We start from the raw sequence: 17332 nt of genomic DNA, 5'->3' as shown, positions 1-17332 counted from the left end.
CGACCATGCGTCTGGGGCTCTACGGCATCATCGCTATCGGCGTCGCGGGCCTCTATGCCTACATCGAGTTCGACAAGCGGATGAACTTCCGGCCGATCGACGCGCGCGTCAGCAGCGTCAAGGAGCAATGCTATCTGGAGAAGACCGAGGACAATCGGAGCTCGACCTCCGATCTGTTGCCTTGCGAACTCACCGAACTTCTGGCGCGCCACCATCCGAAATGGCAGGGCTCCGACATCAAGCACAAGATCGAGATCCGGTTTGCCTACATCTCTCCGGCGGACGGGGCCGCGCACGAGTCGAACCTGCAATTGGCTGAGTATCCCGATAACCGGCAACTGAGCAGCGGCGACATTTTTCCGGTCCAGGCTTCCAGGAAGGAGGCGAACCGGACCCGCGCCAATGATTGGGTCGACCGTTGGCTCGGCCGTCATGCGCCGAAACATGGAAGCATCTAGCGGACGTGTACTTTTCGCTGCCCCGTGCCGGCTTGCAGGCTTATGATCCCCCGATTCCAGCTGCGGCGCTGCTGCTGCCAACGAAGACCGTTGTCCGGGCATCGCGCGCAGTGCGACCAATCGCCGGGGAGACCATGACGCAGGCTCCGTTCGCCACCCACGATGTGTTCAACCAGTCGCCGCCCTTTGAGGACGTCAACCTCTTCACCGCGGACGCGCCGCTCGCGGCCGCTGTGGCCGCCAATGGCGGGGCGGCGGCCAGCGCAGAGCTGTCAGATTTCGGCAAGCATTGGGGTTCGGCCGTCATGGCGGAGCGCGGCCGGGTCGCCAACGAGAACACACCGAAACTGCGAACCTTCGATGCCAGGGGCAACCGCCGCGACGAGGTCGAGTTTCATCCGGCCTATCACGAGCTGATGGCGCACTCGGCCCATGCCGGCGTGCACAACTCGACCTGGACCGCCGACGGCAAGCCGGCAGGCGGGGCCGCCGAGGTGGTGCGCGCGGCAAGGTTCTATATCGCGTCCCAGGTCGAGACCGGTCATCTCTGTCCGATCACGATGACGCGCGCCTCGGTCGCTGCGCTGGCCTCGCAGCCCGATATTCTGGCGAAGACGATGCCGGTCATCGCTACGCGTGCCTACGACCCGAGCTTTGCGCCATGGTGGACCAAGCGCGGCATGACGCTCGGCATGGGCATGACGGAGAAGCAGGGCGGCACCGATGTGCGCGCCAACATGACGCGCGCCGAGCGCGACGGCGACGCCTGGCGCATCACCGGGCACAAATGGTTCATGTCGGCGCCGATGTGCGACGCGTTCCTGGTGCTGGCGCAGGCCGAGCAGGGGCTGAGCTGCTTCTTCATGCCGCGCTTTGCGCCCGATAGCACGGTCAACGCGATCCACTTCCAGCGCCTGAAGGACAAGCTCGGCAACCGCTCCAATGCCTCCTCGGAGGTCGAATTCCACGGCGCCCATGCCGAATTGATCGGCGAGGAGGGCAAGGGCATCCGCACCATCATCCGGATGGTGCAGCTGACTCGGCAGGATTGCGCGATCGCATCCGCCGGCCTGATGCGCTCGGGGCTGGCGCACGCGCTCAATCACGCGCGGCATCGCAGCGTGTTCCAGAAGCATCTCGCCGACCAGCCGCTGATGCAGGCGGTGCTGTCGGACATGGCGCTGCATGTCGAGGCGTCGATCGCACTGGTGATGCGGCTCTGCCGCGCCTTCGATCGCGCACCCACCGATGCGGGCGAGGCCGCCTATATGCGGCTGCTGACGCCGGCGATCAAATACTGGACCTGCAAGAGCGCACCCGGCTTCCTCTACGAGGCGATGGAGTGCCTCGGCGGCAATGGCTATGTCGAGGAGGGCATTCTCGCGCGGCATTACCGGGAGTCGCCGGTCAATGCGATCTGGGAAGGCTCCGGCAACGTGATGTGCCTCGACGTGCTCCGCGCGCTCGGCCGCGAGGCCGATGCCGCGCTTGCGGTGTTGCGTGCACTCGCCGAGGAGACCAGGGGCCTGCCTGGCGCCGCCGAGGCGGTTACGTCGATTGGACAATCCTTCCGCCGGCCGGACAGCGAGCGCATCGCGCGGCTTGCCGTCGAGAAGCTGGCGCTGCTGGCCGCCGCCGCGGCGCTCAACCAGGTCTCGCCGGGGAACGCCGAATTGTTTGCGGCGACACGGCTTGCCGAACGCCACGCCGGCATGTACGGCGCGGTGGACCTTTCCGATGCCGATCAGCGCGCGCTGCTGGCGCGGGCGCTGCCATGAAAGTTTGCTGATGGACGCACTCAATCCCGATACCCCGCCGGCTGCTATCGAACCGCCGCCACGTCCCCCTCGGGTTTGGAAGTTCTGGGGCACCGCGCTGTGGGGCCTTCTGATCTTCGCCGCGATGTTCCTCGGCCAGGTCGCGGTCATCGTCTACCGCATCATTGCGCAGGGCGGAGAACTGTCGGCGGCCGGCATCACCCATGTGGTCGCCGACGGTCTGACGATCTCGCTCTCGGTCCTCGCCGGCCTGCCGATGGTGCTGCTGGTGCTGTGGTTCGCGATCCGCCGCACCGGGATCCCGTTCGCCGATTACCTCGGGCTGCGCGGGACCTCGTGGAAGAACGTGATCATCGGCGTCGTCGCGCTCGTTGTGCTGGTCGGCGCCTGGGACATGGTGTCCCGCGCCGCCGGCCGCGAGGTGACGCCGGGCTTCATGGGCGACGTGCTGAAATCGGCACAGGAGCACAGCGCGCTGTGGCTTCTGGTGATCGCCTTTGCCGTGGCCGCGCCGCTCTGGGAAGAATTGTTCGCGCGCGGCTGGCTCTATCGCGGCTGGTCGGAATCCCGGCTCGGCCCGTATGGCGCGATCCTGCTGTCGTCGATCGTCTGGACCTTCATGCACCTACAGTACGACTGGTTCTTCCTCTGCGAGGTGTTGTCGATCGGGTTCCTGTTCGGTTATCTGCGCTTCCGCACCGGTTCGACCTGGCTAACCATCCTGCTGCACGGGCTGAACAATTTCGCCGCGACGCTGCAGACCTGGTGGCTGGCGGGGTGATCGGTCGATGTGTCTGCAGACGGTGGCTTGGATTCGGCGCGACCTTGAGACTAGCTGCTACGTGACAGACGTTTCATGAACGTATCCTTTAACGCGACTGACACTGTAGTTGGCTCTGTCGAGGAGCTAGGCCTTGCGTTAGATCGGTTCCACGAGGAGCAGCAGTTCGAGTTGTGGTTATCAGCGCCAACTGGCCCAGCCATCGTGATGCTTCGCAACGGAGGCTATGCTTGGCTCATGTATCTACGCTTCAATGGTGACGATGGCTTTGTCACCAAGGGCGAAGATAATGGGAGGCAGGTCGTCGCCTACCGGCTGGCAAACGGACAGATCGATGAGCATCCGCTCTCTTGGTGCCTCGATCTGGAGCAGTGTTACAAGGCGATCGCATACTTCTTCGTCAACGATGGCGCTCGTCCTGAATTCGTTTCTTGGCAAAAGGCCTGACGTACGCTCCACGCCTAAAGCCCCACCGCCGCGATCGCGACGGCATTATGATCGCGGCCAGGTGTGCAGCGCGATGATCCGGAACAAGCAGTGGTGCGTTGCCGCCCACCGGAACGTTGACGAAGAGCGTGTCAGCGTCCCGTCGGAGTGCTATGATCTAGATCAATGAACGAGCGCGGGCCGGACCGAAACCAGGCAGCGGCGGCTGCCGTCGTGCGAGCTCTTCTCATGGCTAGATTGATCCGAACGCTCTTGGCCGGCGTCGTCGCGCTGGCGTCCCTTGGCGCCATTACGCAGCAGGTGCGCGACCAGGGCGCTACCGACACCGAAATCCGTATCGGCAATCTGATGCCGTACAGCGGCGCGCTCGAGATCTTTGGCCAGATCGGCAAGGCGGAAGCCGCCTATTTCGAGATGATCAACGAACGCGGCGGCATCAATGGCCGCAAGATCCGTTTCATGTCCTATGACGATCTGTCGGATGCGTCCAACGCCATGGACCTGACGCGCATTCTGGTCGAGACCGACAATGTGCTCTTGATGTTCGGTTCGTTCGGCACGCCCGGGAATCTCGCGGTGCGGAAGTATCTCAACGAACTGAAGATCCCCCAACTCTTTGTTGTCTCCGGCGATCAGGACCTCAGCGAGCCGTCTCTCTATCCCTGGACCATGGGCTGGCAGCCCTCGTACCGCGAGGAGGGACGGATCTACGCCAACTACATCCAGGCCTTCTATCCCGGAAAGAAAATCGTGGCGCTTTGGGAGAATGACCAGTTCGGGAGGGAATTGTTCAAGGGGCTGGTGCAGGGGCTGGGTGACGTCGCCCACAACATCAGGGTCGACATTGCCTATGATGTCGACGACCAGCATCTGGACGGCCACATCTCGATCCTGAAGCAATCGGGCGCCGAGGTCTTTGTGTTTGCCGGAGTGCCGGAAAATGCCACCAAGGTGATCCGGGCGGCGGCCGAACACGGCTGGCGGCCGGTGTTTGTCGTGAACCAGATGGCGTCATCGATCGAGACGGTGCTCAAGCCGGCCGGCACCGAGAATGCAACCGGCGTCATCACCGCCGCCTTCCTGAAGGATGCGAGCGATCCGGCCTGGAGGCAAGAGCAGGGCGCCTGGCACAGCTTCCTCGACAAGTATACGAAGGCCGGCGGCAAGGACGACGCGGCCGCAGTCTATGGTTACGCGGAGGCTGAGACGATGGTCCAGGTGCTCAGGCAATGCGGCAACGACCTGTCGCGCGAAAACGTCATGAAGCAGGCCGCGGCGCTCAGGGATTATCAGGCGTCCGCCTTGCTCCCGGGCATCAAGATCAACAGCGGTCAGTTCCGACCGGTCGAGCAATTGCGGTTGTTGCAGTTTGATGGCCGCAGCTGGCAGCCGATCGGCGACGTGCTCGATACGGCGTTCACCGGTTCGAGCGGGAAGTAGCGACGATCAGCGTAGCGAGCCGAACCTGTGCAAGCGCAGGCCGCATGCTACTGCCCGACCGCGGCGATCACGATCGGCATCGTGATCGCGGCCAAAATCGTCTGCAGCGTGATGATCTGGGCGAGCAGGGGGGCATCGCCGCCCATCTGGCGCGCCAGCACATAGGCTGACGGCGAGGTCGGCACCGCGGCGCAGGCCGCGACGATGGCGAGGTTGGCGCCGGTGACGCCGAACCACACCGCGAGCGCGACGGTCAGGACGGGCATCGCGACCAGCTTCAGCACCAGCGCGATGCTGGCGGCGAGGCTAGGACGGAAGATGCCTGCCAGATGCAGCCCGGCGCCGGTCACGAGCAGGCCGATCGCCAGCGACGAGCCGCCGAGCGCGTCGGCGACGTCGTGCCAGATTTTCGGCAGCGGGATATGCGTGACGTTGATGACGAGCCCGATGACGCAGGCCCAGATCAGCGGGTTCTTCACGACCGTCATCACGATGGCGCCCGCGGACCGCTTCCCGGATGAGGCATATTTCGCCAGCACGGCGACGCTGAAGACGTTGACCAGCGGAATGATCGCGACCATCGCGACCGAGGCCACCGCCAGCCCGACCTTGCCATAGAGATTGCCCGACACCGACAGCGCGACATAAGTCTGCCAGCGGGTGGCGCCCTGGAAGATCGAGGAGAAGGCCGGGCCGTCGACCCCGACGCGCGCGAGCGGGCCGCGCAGCGCAAGACAGAGCAGGCACATCACGAGCGCCGCGAGCAGCAGCGCGCCGCCGACGCCCGCGACCGGCACCTTGGTCAGATCGGCCTTGACCAGCGTCTGTACCAAAAGCACCGGGAACAGCACGTAGTAAGTGAGCTGTTCCAGCCCGTGCCATTGGGTGTCGAGCCGAATCAGCGTGCGTCTCAGGATGAAGCCGAGCACGATCAGCAAAAATACCGGCAACAGCGCCGCGATCACCACGGCCATCGTCAGCGGTCTCCGCGCAGCTTCGCCAGCCGGTCGAGTGCGCCCTGCAGGATGAAGATCGCGGCGTGTTCGTCGATCACCTCGGCGCGCCGGGCGCGGCTGACATCCATCCCGATCAGCTCGCGCTCGACCGCTGCGGTCGAGAGCCGCTCGTCCCACAGCCCGATTGCAAGCGCAGTGAGGCCTGCGAGGTTGCGGGCGAATGCCCGGGTCGATTGCGCGCGCGGGCCCTCGCTGCCGTCCATGTTGATCGGCAGGCCCAGCACGAAGCCGACGGCATTGCGCTCGGCCGCGATCGCGAACAGCCGCGCGGCGTCGGCCTTGAACTGCTTGCGGTGGATGGTCTCGACGCCGGTCGCGAGCCGCCGGTCCGGATCGGAGACGGCAACGCCGATGGTCTTGGTGCCGAGGTCGAGGCCGACCAGCGCGCCGCGCTCGGGCCAATGCGGCACAGCTTCGATCAGGGGGAGGATGGGGGCGGGCATGACCTTGCGCTTAGCACGCACCCGCGCGCCGAGGCAAAGCCCGGCGGCAAGCAGCCGTCCATGCGAAAACGCCGGTCAGGCGGCGATCACCCGATCGTCGCCGGAAAGGCATGCGGCAAGTCCCTGCAACGCGCTGGATTGGTGCGTGGCGCGGCGCTGGATGAACAGCGTCTCGACATGCGCATGCTGCGGACTGAGCTTGTGGATCTTGATGTCGCGCTGGACGTGGTCGCGCTCGACCACCGCGCGCGGCAGCAAGGTGACGCCCATGTCGGCGGCGACACAGCCGACCATGCCGTCGAGCGTGCCGAGCTCGAAGCGGGCGGCCGACGGCCAGCCGAACTCGGTGAAGACCTGTTCGAGCCGTTGCCGGTAGGTGCAGCCGGTGCGGAACACCAGCGCGGTCGGGCCCGACTCCGGCGTGCCGGCGCGCAAGGCCGCGAGCGATTTCCAGCGCTGCGCGGTGACGAGCACCAGTTCCTCGGTGAAGGCTGTTGTCGCCGACAGTTCGGCGTGCTCGATCGGACCGGCGACGAAGGCGCCGTCGAGCGAGCCGTCGAGCACGGCGGCGACGAGGTCAGCGGTCGGTGCAGTGCGCAAGGTCAGGCGCACCGCCGGATAGCGGCGATGAAACTCGGCAAGCAGCGTCGGCAGCCGCACCGCGGCGGTCGTCTCCATCGAGCCGATCGACAGCGGCCCCTTCGGCTCGCCATCGTCGCGCGCGGCGAGCACGGCTTCGCGCAACAGCGCCGCCATACGCTGCGCGTATGGCAACAGGCGGCGGCCGGCGCCGGTCAGCGACATGCCGCGGCTGTGACGCTCGAATAGTGCCGTGCCGATCTCGGCTTCCAGCGCCTTGATGCGCTGGGTGACGTTGGACTGCACGGTGTTCAGCTCGTCGGCGGCCCGGGTGATGCCGCCGAGCCGGGCGACCGTGGAAAAGGTGAGCAGGTCGGTCAATTCCATCTGGGACCACCGTTTCATTTTAGAGATGGTAGCGTTCTCTAGTATTCATTTTCCGAGAATGTTAGGCCCGCTTAGGCTGCGAGTCCAGAACAGCAGTCCAGAACAGGGAGCAACGCATGCCGATCGGCACCGAATTGACGGCGCGTCTGGGCATCGCGCATCCGATCCTGGCGGCGCCGATGGCGATGATCACGGGAAGCCGGCTGGTCATGGCGGTGAGCGACGCGGGCGGCCTCGGCATTCTCGGCGGCGGCTATGGAGACCGGGCCTGGCTCGAGGCGGAGACCGCGGTGCTCAGGCGATATCATCGCCCGTTCGGGATCGGCTTCATCACCTGGAGCCTCGCGAAGCAGCCGGAGCTGATCGAGATCGCACTGGAGGCGCGGCCGCGCGCGGTGATGCTGTCATTCGGCGATCCCGCGCCGTTCGCGGCCAGGATCAAGGCCGCGGGCGCGCTGCTGATCTGCCAGGTGCAGAGCGAGGAGATGGCGCAACAAGCGCTGGATTGCGGCGCCGACATCCTGATTGCGCAGGGCACGGAGGCGGGCGGTCACGGCGCCTCGCGCACCACGCTCGACATCGTGCCTGCGATCATCGATTTCGCGGCAGGGCGCGTCCCTGTCGTGGCAGCCGGCGGCATCGCCGATGGCCGCGGCCTCGCGGCGATGATGATGCTTGGCGCATCCGGCGTGCTGATGGGAACGCGGTTCTATGCCAGCGCCGAGGCCGATGCGCCCGAGCGGGCGAAGCAGCTGATCTGCGCCGCGAAGAGCGGCGAGACGGTGCGCGGCGTGGTGATGGACTGGTCGCGCAAGCTGATGTGGCCGGCGCCGTTCACCGCGCGCTCGCTCTCCAACGATCATCTGCGGCGCTGGTCTGGCCGCGAGATCGAGCTGATGCAGCGCGCCGACGAGGTCGCGGTGGAATACGCCGCCGCGAGGGAAGCGGCCAATTTCGACGTTGCCGCGGTGTTCGCCGGCGAGTCCGTCGGGCTGATCCATGATATCGTCCCGGCGGCCGAGATCGTCGGCCGCATCGTCGCCGAGGCCGAGCAGACGTTGCAGGGCCGGCGCAACTTTTTCCCTTCTCCCCTTGTGGGAGAAGGTGGCGTGGACGCAGTCCACGCCGGATGAGGGGTCTGTATCCGCGGAGGCAAACCCCTCACCCGCGCTCGCTTTGCGAGCGCACCCTCTCCCACAAGGGGAGAGGGTAATTCTGAGCAAGCCAGGAAAGAGACACACCATGTGGCCGGACCGTCGATTGATCGATCGTTTCAAGACCGAATTCCCGATCGTGCTGGCGCCGATGGCCGGCGTGATGGATGCGGAGCTCGTGATCGCGGTGGCGCAGGGCGGCGGGCTCGGCTCGCTGCCCTGTGCGATGCTCTCGGCCGAGAAGGCGCGTGAGCAGGTCAACATCATCCGCCAGCGCGTGTCGGCGCCGGTCAACCTCAACTTCTTCTGCCACAAGGCGGTCGACGCCGATCCGGCGCGCGAGGCGGCATGGCGGCAGCGGCTGGGGCCGTACTATCGCGAACACGGCCTCGATCCGGATGCGCCGATCAATGCGGCGAACCGCGCGCCGTTCGATGCGGCCTTCTGCGCCGTGGTCGAGGAGTTGAAGCCCGAAGTCGTCAGCTTCCATTTCGGCCTGCCGGAGCCGAAGCTGTTGCAGCGGGTGAAGGCAGCGGGCGCCATCGTGATGTCGTCGGCGACCACGGTGAAGGAGGCGATCTGGCTCGAGGAGAACGGTGCGGACGTCGTCATTGCGCAAGGCGCCGACGCCGGCGGCCATCGCGCCATGTTCCTGACCGATGACATCGCCGAGCAGCCCGGCACGTTCTCGCTGCTGCCGCAGGTGGTCGACGCGGTAAAGGTGCCGGTCGTCGCGGCCGGCGGCATCGCGGACGGACGCGGGATCGCCGCGGCCTTTGCGCTCGGCGCCTCCGCGGTGCAGATCGGCACGGCGTTCCTGCGCTGTCCGGAATCCAAGGTCAGCGCGGCGGGCCGTGTCGCGCTGGCGCAGGCGAGCGATGAATCGACCGTGATCACCAATGTGATGACGGGCCGCCCGGCGCGCGGCGTCGCCAACCGCGTGATGCGCGAGGTCGGCCCGATCTCACCAGACGCGCCGGCGTTCCCGCATGCGGCGACCGCCCTCGGGCCGCTGAAGGCGGCTGCCGAAAAACAAGGCAAGGTCGATTTCACCAACCTCTGGGCCGGGCAGGCGGTGCGGATGGGCAAGGAGATGCCGGCCGCCGAGCTGACCCGCGCGCTGGCGGGCGCCGCGCTGGCGCGGATGGGCAAGATGGCGGGCTGATTTCACCTCCATCTGCGCAATTTCGGTGTATGCCCCGGACTGCCGCCTCCGATATCCGGCTATCGAGAGACGGCAGTTCAATTGGCGCAGGAGCACCACGGCATGATCACCTGTTATCTGCGATACGAAGTTCGTCCGGACAAGCTCGCCGAATTCGAGGCTTATGGTGCGATGTGGCTGGAGCTGGTGCCGCGGTTTGGCGGCACTCATCACGGCTATTTCCTGCCGTCCGAGGGCGCTAGCGACGTCGCGTTGGCGATTTTCAGCTTTCCGAGCCTTGCGGCCTACGAACAGTACCGCAAGGACTCAGCGCTCGATCCCGACGTTCAGAAGGCCATCGCCTTCGCGAGGGAGACGCGCTGCTTTGTCCGCTATGAGCGGTCGTTCTTTCGGCCGTTGCTGCCGAAGCAGGCCTAGCCGACCGCGGCGGGCCGGATCGCACTCTCAGGCCTGGCGTGCGGGCTCGCTCTGGTTGATCTCCAGATGCTCGGTCGCGAGCCTGCGATAATGCGCGGCCATTTCCCTGTAATGCTGCCGGGAGATCGGATCCGTAGCGCGCTCGGCGCGGCGCTCGAACATCTCGGCCTTTTCCTGCAGAGCTTTTGCCTGGGACTTGGCCATCGCTCGCCTCGCTCAGACCAGGCAGGCCACGTAGAGGATCGCAATCCCCAGCACCGTGCCGATCGACCACAGGGCGGGATCCCAGCCCTCCGGCCGGGGGCGGTTTTCCAGCGTTTGCATGACGCACTCCGAACCTTTTGATTTGGAGGGAGTAGGCGCCCCGAATGTTTCGGCACCACTTCGTGGCAGCCGCAAAGTGGTTTCGTCGCAGGCTTTTGCGGCCCGGATGCGCGCCGGAATGTCTCACCTGGGTGCCCGGCAGGGGTGCGGAAGCCCCGGGGCTGAGGGATTCGCGCGGTTGCGGCGCAAAACCGGCCTCTGCTATACGGCGGGCTGACCTTTCAGCCTGACCTTTTGGATCCGGGGCCCTATATAATGTCCGTAGACGCCACAACCGTCCGCCGCATCGCGCATCTGGCGCGGATCGCGGTCAGCGACGCCGAAGTTCCCCATCTCCAGGGCGAGCTGAACGCGATGCTGGCCTTTGTCGAGCAGCTGTCGGAGGTAAATGTCGACGGCGTCGAGCCGATGACCTCGGTGACGCCGATGGAGATGAAGAAGCGCGCCGACGTGGTCAATGACGGCGAGATCGCCGACGACATCGTCCGCAATGCGCCCGATACGACCAACCACTTCTTCCTGGTGCCGAAGGTGGTCGAGTAGTTTCTCTGTTCTGGGACGATGGCGATGTGTCTGCTCTGCGACGATGAAAAGGCCTACAAGGCCTATATGGACTTCCTCGATGCGATGGAGCGCAAGGGGAAGGTCGCCGATCCCAATGCGGCGATGGACGCGGTGCTCGACCATCTCGAGGCGCTCGATGCCGCCCGCGCCAAGGAAAATGCCCGGAGAAATATGAGCCCCCGGCAGGACGACCCCGCCAACGACAAGACCCTGTCTCCGTTCTTCTGCAGCCCGATCAATAAATGACCGATTTGACATCGCTGACGATCGCCGAGGCCCGCGAGGGCCTGGCGAGCAAGTCTTTCACCGCCGTTGATCTGACCGATGCGCATCTCGCCGCCATCGAGGCCGCGCGCGTGCTCAATGCCTATGTGCTCGAGACGCCAGACCGCGCCCGCGAAATGGCGAAGGCGGCCGACGAGAAAATCGCGAAGGGCGAGGGCGGGCCGCTGGCCGGCATTCCGCTCGGCATCAAGGACCTGTTCGCGACCCGCGATATCAGGACCACGGCATGCTCGAAGATCCTCGGCAATTTCATCCCGCCCTACGAGTCGACGGTGACCTCGCAGCTCTGGCGCGACGGCGCGGTGCTGCTCGGCAAGCTCAACAATGACGAGTTCGCGATGGGCTCGTCGAACGAGACCTCGTGCTTCGGCCCGGTCACCAACCCGTGGCGGCGCGAAGGCTCCAACACCACGCTGGTGCCGGGCGGCTCGTCCGGCGGCTCGGCCTCGGCCGTGGCGGCACTGCTCTGCATGGGCGCGACCGCGACCGATACCGGCGGCTCGATCCGCCAGCCCGCCGCGTTCACCGCGACCGTCGGCATCAAGCCGACCTACGGCCGCTGCTCGCGCTGGGGCATCGTGGCGTTTGCATCCTCGCTCGACCAGGCCGGCCCGATCGCGCGCACGACGCGCGATGCCGCGATCCTGATGCGCTCGATGGCCGGTCACGATCCCAAGGACACCACGTCGGTCGATATCGCGGTGCCGGATTACGAGGCGGCGATCGGCAAGTCCGTGAAGGGCATGAAGATCGGTATCCCGAAGGAGTACCGGCTCGACGGCATGCCGGCCGAGATCGAGAAACTCTGGAGCGAGGGCGCGCAGTGGCTGAAGGCCGCAGGCGCCGAGCTCGTCGAAGTGTCGCTGCCGCACACCAAATACGCGCTGCCGGCCTATTACATCGTGGCGCCGGCGGAGGCCTCCTCGAACCTCGCGCGCTATGACGGCGTGCGCTACGGGCTGCGCGAGCCGGCCAAGAACATCATCGAGATGTACGAGAACTCCCGCGCCGACGGCTTTGGCGACGAGGTGCGCCGCCGCGTGCTGATCGGCACCTATGTGCTCTCGGCCGGCTACTACGATGCCTATTATCTGCGTGCGCAGAAGGTGCGGACGCTGATCAAGAAGGACTTTGAGGACTGCTTCGCCAAGGGCGTGCATGCGATCCTGACGCCGGCGACGCCGTCGGCGGCGTTCGGCATCGGCGAGAAGGGCGGCGCCGATCCGGTCGAGATGTATCTCAACGACATCTTCACGGTGACCGTGAACATGGCGGGCCTGCCGGGCATCGCCGTGCCCGCGGGCAAGGACACGCAAGGCCTGCCGCTCGGCCTGCAACTGATCGGCCGTCCGTTCGACGAGGAGACGCTGTTCTCGCTCGGCGAGGTGATCGAGCAGGCGGCCGGCCGCTTTCCGGCGCCAAAATGGTGGTGAACGATGGCGGATTTCCGCGCCAGTCTCGCTGACGCTGCGCCGGAGACGACTCTGGCGCCGCCGCTCGCCGCATTGTGGTGGGCGAGGAAGGGTGACTGGGACCAGGCGCACAAGATCGTGCAGGACGAGAGCGACGCCAATTCGGCCTGGGTGCATGCCTATCTGCATCGCGTCGAGGGCGATCTCGGCAATGCCGGCTACTGGTATCGCCGGGCCGGCCAGCCGGTCGCAAAGGACGCAGTTGAGGCCGAGTGGGATCGGATCGTTTCCGCGCTTTTGGTCTGAACAACCGGTGCCAGGCGCGGTGTCTTGGCACCGCGAGCATTAACCCTGTTTCGGCCGCCATGCCGCCGCCCTGATTGGCCGTGATAGGCTGGTGGAACCGGGCGGGGGCCAGTGGCAAAGAGAGCATTCGTGCGTGGGTCGGGCATAGGGGGATGGCTGTCAGCGTTGCTGGTGGCTGCGGTGGCGGTGGGCTTGGCCGGCTGCGCAACCGTCTACAATCTCCCGGGCAATGTGCCGCTCGGTGCCGCGGCTGCCGACACCAACGGTGTCAGCGATATTCCGACTTACGAAGATGACCTGCTGCTTGCGCTGTCGTTCTCCGGCGGCGGCACGCGCGCCGCGGCGTTTTCGTTCGGCGTGCTCGAAGAGCTCGACCGGGTGCGCTCCAGCGCCGCCGGCACCAAGACGCTGCTCGATCGCGTCGACTTCGTCTCCGGCGTCTCCGGCGGATCGGTCACTGCGGCCTATTTCGGATTGAAGCGGCGCGCGGCGCTCGACGATTTCCGCGAGCGCTTCCTGCTGCGCAATGCCGAGGAGGGACTGAAGACCAGGATCTCGCTCGGCAATATCGGGCGCGCGCTGGGCGGCGGCGTCAACGACAGCCAGTTCACCGATTGGCTCGATCAAAACCTGTTCGACGGTGCGCGGTTCGAGGCGTTGCCGGACGATCGCCGGCCGCGGGTCTGGATCAACGCCTCCGACATCTACAACCGCACACCGTTCGTGTTCGGCAAGACGTCGTTCGACGCGCTGTGCAGCGACATCCGCTCCTATCGTGTCGCCGAAGCGGTGGCGGCGTCCGCCGCGGTGCCGCTGGCGTTCGCCCCGATCGTGCTGCAAACCTATCCGGGCGGCTGCGCTGCGCCGCTGCCGTCCTGGCTGGACCGGGTGCGTAACGATCCGAACGCTCAGCCGCTGTTGCGCTCCTATGCCGAGGCCCAGGCACGCTACCGCGACGGCTCGATGCGCTACGTCAAGCTGCTCGATGGCGGCCTGGTTGATAACTACGGCCTGTCAGGGCTGAGCATCGGCCTGCTTGCCGCGCAACGCCCCTACGAGCCGCTCAGCGAACGGCAGGCGGCCAAGCTCAGGCGCATCCTGTTCCTGGTGGTCGACGCCGGCCGCGGCATCTCCGGCGACTTCGTGCAGACGCTCGAAGGGCCGAGCGGCGTCGAGCTGGTGTCGGCGGCCGCCGACACCGCGATCGATGCCAGCGTGCGCTCGAGCTACGCCGCCTTCACGTCGCTCGCCAGCGACTGGTCCGGCAAGTTGAAGCGCTGGCGCTGCGGCCTGTCGGCGGCGGATCGCACCAGGCTCGGCGTCGGCGCCGGCTGGAAGTGCGGTGACGTCGCGATCTATGTCGAGCGGCTCGGCTTCGACCGGCTCGGACCGGAGCGCGCCGGCATCCTGAACGCCATCCCGACGCGGCTTTCGCTGCCGGCCGAGCAGGTCGACCAGTTGATCACGGGCGGCGCGGACGCGCTGCGCTCGAGCAAGGCCTATCAGCAGTTCCGGCGCGGCCTCTGATCTGTGCCAGATGCGCCGATGCGAGCCGCAACGGGGCTGCAAGGCGGCTTGACTGGCGCTGTCGGTTGCGCGAAGCCCAATCCATCCCAGATAATACTTGTCCGGAAACCGAGATCCATGACCGCATCTGCTGCCCCTCACAAACTGATCAAGAGCGCCACCGGCGATTGGGAGGTCGTGATCGGCATGGAGGTCCATGCCCAGGTCTCCTCGAACGCAAAACTGTTCTCGGGCGCGTCGACCGCGTTCGGCGGCGAGCCCAACTCTCATGTCTCGCTGGTCGATGCCGCGATGCCGGGCATGCTGCCCGTGATCAACGAGGAGTGCGTCCGCCAGGCGGTGCGCACCGGTCTCGGGCTGAATGCGCAGGTCAATTTGCGCTCGGTGTTCGACCGCAAGAACTATTTCTATCCGGACTCGCCGCAGGGCTACCAGATCAGCCAGTACAAGTCGCCGATCGTCGGCGAGGGTGAGGTGGTGCTCGAGCTCGATGGCGGCCGCAGCGTCACCATCGGGATCGAGCGGCTGCACCTGGAGCAGGACGCCGGCAAGTTGCTGCACGATCAGTCGCCAACGATGACCTATGTCGACCTCAACCGTTGCGGCGTCGCGCTGATGGAGATCGTCTCCAAGCCCGACATCCGCGACGCCGAGCAGGCCAAGGCCTACGTCACCAAGCTGCGCTCGATCCTGCGCTACCTCGGCACCTGCGACGGCGACATGGAGAAGGGCAGCCTGCGCGCCGACGTCAACGTCTCGGTGCGCCGCCATGGCGAGACCGCGCTCGGCACCCGCTGCGAAATCAAGAACATGAACTCGATCAACTTCATCGGCCAGGCGATCGAATACGAGGCGCGGCGCCAGATCGAGATCATCGAGGACGGCGGCTCGATCGACCAGGAAACCCGGCTGTTCGACCCGAACAAGGGCGAGACGCGCTCGATGCGCTCCAAGGAAGAGGCGCACGACTACCGTTACTTCCCCGATCCCGACCTGCTGCCGCTCGAATTCAGCCAGGCCTTCGTCGACGAACTCAAGGCGCAGCTGCCGGAACTGCCGGACGAGAAGAAGTCCCGTTTTATTACGGGCTTCGGCCTGTCGTCCTATGATGCGAGCGTGCTGGTCGCCGAGCGCGAGAGCGCAGAGTTCTACGAGACGGTGCTCGCTCGTCTCGCCGACAAGGCGCGTGACGGCAAGCTCGCCGCCAACTGGGTGATCAACGAGCTGTTCGGCCGTCTCAACAAGGAGGGCGTGGCGATCGCAGCCTCGCCGGTGTCGGCGGAGCAACTCGCCGCGATCGTCGATCTGATCGGCGAGGGAGCGATTTCCGGCAAGATCGCCAAGGACTTGTTTGAGATCGTCTGGCAGGAGGGCGGCGATCCGCGCGCGCTCGTCGAGGCGCGCGGCATGAAGCAGGTCACCGACCTCGGCGCGATCGAGAAGGTGGTCGACGACATCATCGCGGCCAATCCTGACAAGGTCGAGCAGGCGAAGGCGAAGCCCGCAGCCCTTCAGTGGTTCGTCGGTCAGGTGATGAAGTCGTCGGGTGGCAAGGCGAACCCGAAGGCGGTCAACGAGCTCTTGAAGTCCAAGCTCGGCGTCTGAACGAACAGGACAATGATGTTGTCCTTGGCGCATGATCCAGCCGGATCATGCTCTCGTGCCGTCACCATCGGCGTCGTCGCGCGCGCGTGAACGCGGCGTGATCCTGCCTCACACCCTCCCTCGATGGTCGCACTGACGCCTTCCGCGCCGAATCGCCGAAGCTGCGATTCGTTCGCGAATCCGGTCCGGGTGACCTCAAACGAGGCAAAAGTCGTCTTACCCACGAAAATTTTTTCGTTGCCAAAAATTACGACTCGGCGTTGGCGTGGCGCCGCTTTTCGTCACGGCTTGCGACTCAACGCAATGACGGTCACGCGTCGATCGTTCGAATGCGAATTCAAGAAGTGCCTGCAATACAGGCGTTTCCTGCAACGTTGACAAATGCCGATGTCGGCAGCTCTTGCATTTCTTGCATCGTCGCGTGAATGCAATGCCGATTTGATCGGCGACGCGCGCTGTGCGCACTGCCACCGCTGCGTCAACACTTCCTTAAGCGGGACACTGTTTTTTTCAGTCTGTTGGTGTATTCGGGAAGTAGTGCATATCGATTCCCGAGTGCACGCAGCGAGAGCCATCTCACATACTGGAGGGCAACATGGCTAAGAAGGCAAAGAAGGCGAAGAAGGCGAAGAAGGCGAAGAGCGCAGTGAAGAAGACTGCGAAGAAGACCCGCAAGGTCGCCAAGAAGAAGTAAGCCTCTCGCCTTGAGAGGATTGCCGGCGGCTTGATGCCGGCACGTCGCGAGAGCCAGCGGACGGACTGCTGAGAGGCACATCCCACCCCAAGGCTCTGGCTGACGAAAGAGGGTGTCGGCGAGACATCAGGTCAAACGGCTGGATCGAATTTCGGAGAGGGCAACCTTCCCAAAAGCGGTCCGGCAGAAGAAACAGAGATTTCTTCGTTCGGTGCGGGGCCGGCTTGGTTCCGCAATTTCACCGGCGAGAATGCCGAGCTGAAATCTGGTCCTGACGTGTTCGCCGACCCCCTCGTTCCGGCGGCCCGCGCAGTCCGCGCCCGGCAGCCACTTTCCACATCCCAATTTCTGGATCGACGTCGGGCCTGACGGGCTCGCGTTCTTTTGCGCGCGCGACCGTACCGCGGCCTCGCGGACCGTCCGCCAGGCGTGGCAGCCCGCCGTCAACTCATCGACTGATCAGATGCGTCGGCGGCCGGGGCCGGCCAGCGCCCGCGGCCATTGTCCGCGATGGTTATCGATGTCCGAAGCACCAGGGTAAACCGGCGTT

The 17332-nt window shown here is 65.5% G+C and carries 18 protein-coding genes; 14 read left to right on the top strand and 4 right to left on the bottom strand.

All coding sequences use genetic code 11. The features are described from left to right. Positions 1-5: 5 nt before the first annotated feature. The 5 genes from ACVIGA_RS02190 to ACVIGA_RS02170 all read left to right on the top strand — a co-directional run bounded on the left by ACVIGA_RS02190 (position 6) and on the right by ACVIGA_RS02170 (position 4904). Positions 6-458, top strand: coding sequence for a hypothetical protein (locus ACVIGA_RS02190; RefSeq protein WP_456665125.1), 453 nt, complete (start codon positions 6-8; stop codon positions 456-458). Positions 459-592: 134 nt separating this feature from the next. Further along, a complete protein-coding gene (locus ACVIGA_RS02185; RefSeq protein WP_456665124.1) occupies positions 593-2236 on the top strand; it encodes an isovaleryl-CoA dehydrogenase in 1644 nt (547 codons plus the stop codon). Between the two features lie 10 nt (positions 2237-2246). Then, positions 2247-3017, top strand: a complete 771-nt coding sequence (locus tag ACVIGA_RS02180; protein WP_456665123.1) for a CPBP family intramembrane glutamic endopeptidase — start codon at positions 2247-2249, stop codon at positions 3015-3017. A gap of 75 nt (positions 3018-3092) precedes the next feature. After that, on the top strand, positions 3093-3464 hold the full coding sequence (locus ACVIGA_RS02175) for an Imm1 family immunity protein (RefSeq protein WP_456665122.1): 372 nt from the start codon (positions 3093-3095) through the stop codon (positions 3462-3464). 228 nt (positions 3465-3692) lie between these two features. Continuing rightward, positions 3693-4904: an ABC transporter substrate-binding protein gene (locus tag ACVIGA_RS02170; protein WP_456665121.1), complete on the top strand. Its 1212-nt coding sequence runs from the start codon at positions 3693-3695 to the stop codon at positions 4902-4904. A 47-nt stretch (positions 4905-4951) separates the two neighbouring features. On the opposite strand, the gene ACVIGA_RS02165 is transcribed toward ACVIGA_RS02170, so the two are convergent. The 3 genes from ACVIGA_RS02165 to ACVIGA_RS02155 form a co-directional block, all read right to left on the bottom strand. After that, positions 4952-5878 carry an AEC family transporter gene (locus ACVIGA_RS02165; protein WP_456665120.1) on the bottom strand — a complete coding sequence of 309 codons (927 nt, stop codon included), beginning with the start codon at positions 5876-5878 and terminating at the stop codon, positions 4952-4954. A 2-nt stretch (positions 5879-5880) separates the two neighbouring features. Continuing rightward, positions 5881-6363 carry a Holliday junction resolvase RuvX gene (gene ruvX / locus ACVIGA_RS02160; protein WP_456665119.1) on the bottom strand — a complete coding sequence of 161 codons (483 nt, stop codon included), beginning with the start codon at positions 6361-6363 and terminating at the stop codon, positions 5881-5883. 75 nt (positions 6364-6438) lie between these two features. Continuing rightward, positions 6439-7329, bottom strand: a complete 891-nt coding sequence (locus ACVIGA_RS02155; protein WP_456665118.1) for a LysR substrate-binding domain-containing protein — start codon at positions 7327-7329, stop codon at positions 6439-6441. A gap of 116 nt (positions 7330-7445) precedes the next feature. Between ACVIGA_RS02155 and ACVIGA_RS02150 the strand changes: the two genes are divergently transcribed. The 3 genes from ACVIGA_RS02150 (at position 7446) to ACVIGA_RS02140 (ending at position 10065) form a co-directional block, all read left to right on the top strand. Continuing rightward, complete coding sequence (locus ACVIGA_RS02150) at positions 7446-8462, top strand: NAD(P)H-dependent flavin oxidoreductase (RefSeq protein WP_456665117.1); 1017 nt, start codon at positions 7446-7448, stop codon at positions 8460-8462. 109 nt (positions 8463-8571) lie between these two features. Continuing rightward, a complete protein-coding gene (locus ACVIGA_RS02145; RefSeq protein ID WP_456665116.1) occupies positions 8572-9648 on the top strand; it encodes an NAD(P)H-dependent flavin oxidoreductase in 1077 nt (358 codons plus the stop codon). Positions 9649-9750: 102 nt separating this feature from the next. Next, a complete protein-coding gene (locus ACVIGA_RS02140) occupies positions 9751-10065 on the top strand; it encodes an NIPSNAP family protein (protein WP_375775076.1) in 315 nt (104 codons plus the stop codon). A 27-nt stretch (positions 10066-10092) separates the two neighbouring features. On the opposite strand, the gene ACVIGA_RS02135 is transcribed toward ACVIGA_RS02140, so the two are convergent. Beyond that, positions 10093-10269: a hypothetical protein gene (locus tag ACVIGA_RS02135; RefSeq protein ID WP_456665115.1), complete on the bottom strand. Its 177-nt coding sequence runs from the start codon at positions 10267-10269 to the stop codon at positions 10093-10095. A gap of 375 nt (positions 10270-10644) precedes the next feature. Between ACVIGA_RS02135 and gatC the strand changes: the two genes are divergently transcribed. The 6 genes from gatC (at position 10645) to gatB (ending at position 16088) form a co-directional block, all read left to right on the top strand. Then, entirely contained in the window at positions 10645-10932 is a 288-nt protein-coding gene (gatC, locus tag ACVIGA_RS02130; RefSeq protein ID WP_207829947.1) for an Asp-tRNA(Asn)/Glu-tRNA(Gln) amidotransferase subunit GatC, read from the top strand. Positions 10933-10956: 24 nt separating this feature from the next. Beyond that, positions 10957-11199, top strand: a complete 243-nt coding sequence (locus ACVIGA_RS02125) for a hypothetical protein (RefSeq protein ID WP_223967544.1) — start codon at positions 10957-10959, stop codon at positions 11197-11199. Beyond that, complete coding sequence (gatA, locus tag ACVIGA_RS02120) at positions 11196-12671, top strand: Asp-tRNA(Asn)/Glu-tRNA(Gln) amidotransferase subunit GatA (RefSeq protein ID WP_456665114.1); 1476 nt, start codon at positions 11196-11198, stop codon at positions 12669-12671. Before ACVIGA_RS02125 ends, gatA begins: the two co-directional genes overlap by 4 nt. 3 nt (positions 12672-12674) lie before the next feature. Further along, positions 12675-12956 (top strand): hypothetical protein, encoded by a 282-nt coding sequence (locus tag ACVIGA_RS02115; RefSeq protein WP_456665113.1) that lies wholly within the window; start codon positions 12675-12677, stop codon positions 12954-12956. 165 nt (positions 12957-13121) lie between these two features. Beyond that, positions 13122-14483 (top strand): patatin-like phospholipase family protein, encoded by a 1362-nt coding sequence (locus tag ACVIGA_RS02110; RefSeq protein ID WP_456670721.1) that lies wholly within the window; start codon positions 13122-13124, stop codon positions 14481-14483. A gap of 117 nt (positions 14484-14600) precedes the next feature. Continuing rightward, entirely contained in the window at positions 14601-16088 is a 1488-nt protein-coding gene (gene gatB / locus ACVIGA_RS02105; RefSeq protein ID WP_456665112.1) for an Asp-tRNA(Asn)/Glu-tRNA(Gln) amidotransferase subunit GatB, read from the top strand. The last annotated feature ends 1244 nt before the right edge of the window (positions 16089-17332 follow it).

Source organism: Bradyrhizobium sp. USDA 3240 (genome assembly GCF_054063295.1).
The sequence above is the reverse complement of the archived record's forward strand: the minus strand, read 5'-3'. Positions and strand labels throughout refer to the sequence as shown.

Excerpts from the sequence above, each read along its gene's own strand:
- ACVIGA_RS02190 (WP_456665125.1), top strand. The coding sequence starts at position 6 with ATGCGTCTGGGGCTCTACGGCATCATCGCTATCGGCGTCGCGGGCCTC.
- ACVIGA_RS02185 (WP_456665124.1), top strand. The coding sequence starts at position 593 with ATGACGCAGGCTCCGTTCGCCACCCACGATGTGTTCAACCAGTCGCCG.
- ACVIGA_RS02180 (WP_456665123.1), top strand. The coding sequence starts at position 2,247 with ATGGACGCACTCAATCCCGATACCCCGCCGGCTGCTATCGAACCGCCG.
- ACVIGA_RS02175 (WP_456665122.1), top strand. The coding sequence starts at position 3,093 with ATGAACGTATCCTTTAACGCGACTGACACTGTAGTTGGCTCTGTCGAG.
- ACVIGA_RS02170 (WP_456665121.1), top strand. The coding sequence starts at position 3,693 with ATGGCTAGATTGATCCGAACGCTCTTGGCCGGCGTCGTCGCGCTGGCG.
- ACVIGA_RS02165 (WP_456665120.1), bottom strand. The coding sequence starts at position 5,878 with ATGGCCGTGGTGATCGCGGCGCTGTTGCCGGTATTTTTGCTGATCGTG.
- ruvX (WP_456665119.1), bottom strand. The coding sequence starts at position 6,363 with ATGCCCGCCCCCATCCTCCCCCTGATCGAAGCTGTGCCGCATTGGCCC.
- ACVIGA_RS02155 (WP_456665118.1), bottom strand. The coding sequence starts at position 7,329 with ATGGAATTGACCGACCTGCTCACCTTTTCCACGGTCGCCCGGCTCGGC.
- ACVIGA_RS02150 (WP_456665117.1), top strand. The coding sequence starts at position 7,446 with ATGCCGATCGGCACCGAATTGACGGCGCGTCTGGGCATCGCGCATCCG.
- ACVIGA_RS02145 (WP_456665116.1), top strand. The coding sequence starts at position 8,572 with ATGTGGCCGGACCGTCGATTGATCGATCGTTTCAAGACCGAATTCCCG.
- ACVIGA_RS02140 (WP_375775076.1), top strand. The coding sequence starts at position 9,751 with ATGATCACCTGTTATCTGCGATACGAAGTTCGTCCGGACAAGCTCGCC.
- ACVIGA_RS02135 (WP_456665115.1), bottom strand. The coding sequence starts at position 10,269 with ATGGCCAAGTCCCAGGCAAAAGCTCTGCAGGAAAAGGCCGAGATGTTC.
- gatC (WP_207829947.1), top strand. The coding sequence starts at position 10,645 with ATGTCCGTAGACGCCACAACCGTCCGCCGCATCGCGCATCTGGCGCGG.
- ACVIGA_RS02125 (WP_223967544.1), top strand. The coding sequence starts at position 10,957 with ATGTGTCTGCTCTGCGACGATGAAAAGGCCTACAAGGCCTATATGGAC.
- gatA (WP_456665114.1), top strand. The coding sequence starts at position 11,196 with ATGACCGATTTGACATCGCTGACGATCGCCGAGGCCCGCGAGGGCCTG.
- ACVIGA_RS02115 (WP_456665113.1), top strand. The coding sequence starts at position 12,675 with ATGGCGGATTTCCGCGCCAGTCTCGCTGACGCTGCGCCGGAGACGACT.
- gatB (WP_456665112.1), top strand. The coding sequence starts at position 14,601 with ATGACCGCATCTGCTGCCCCTCACAAACTGATCAAGAGCGCCACCGGC.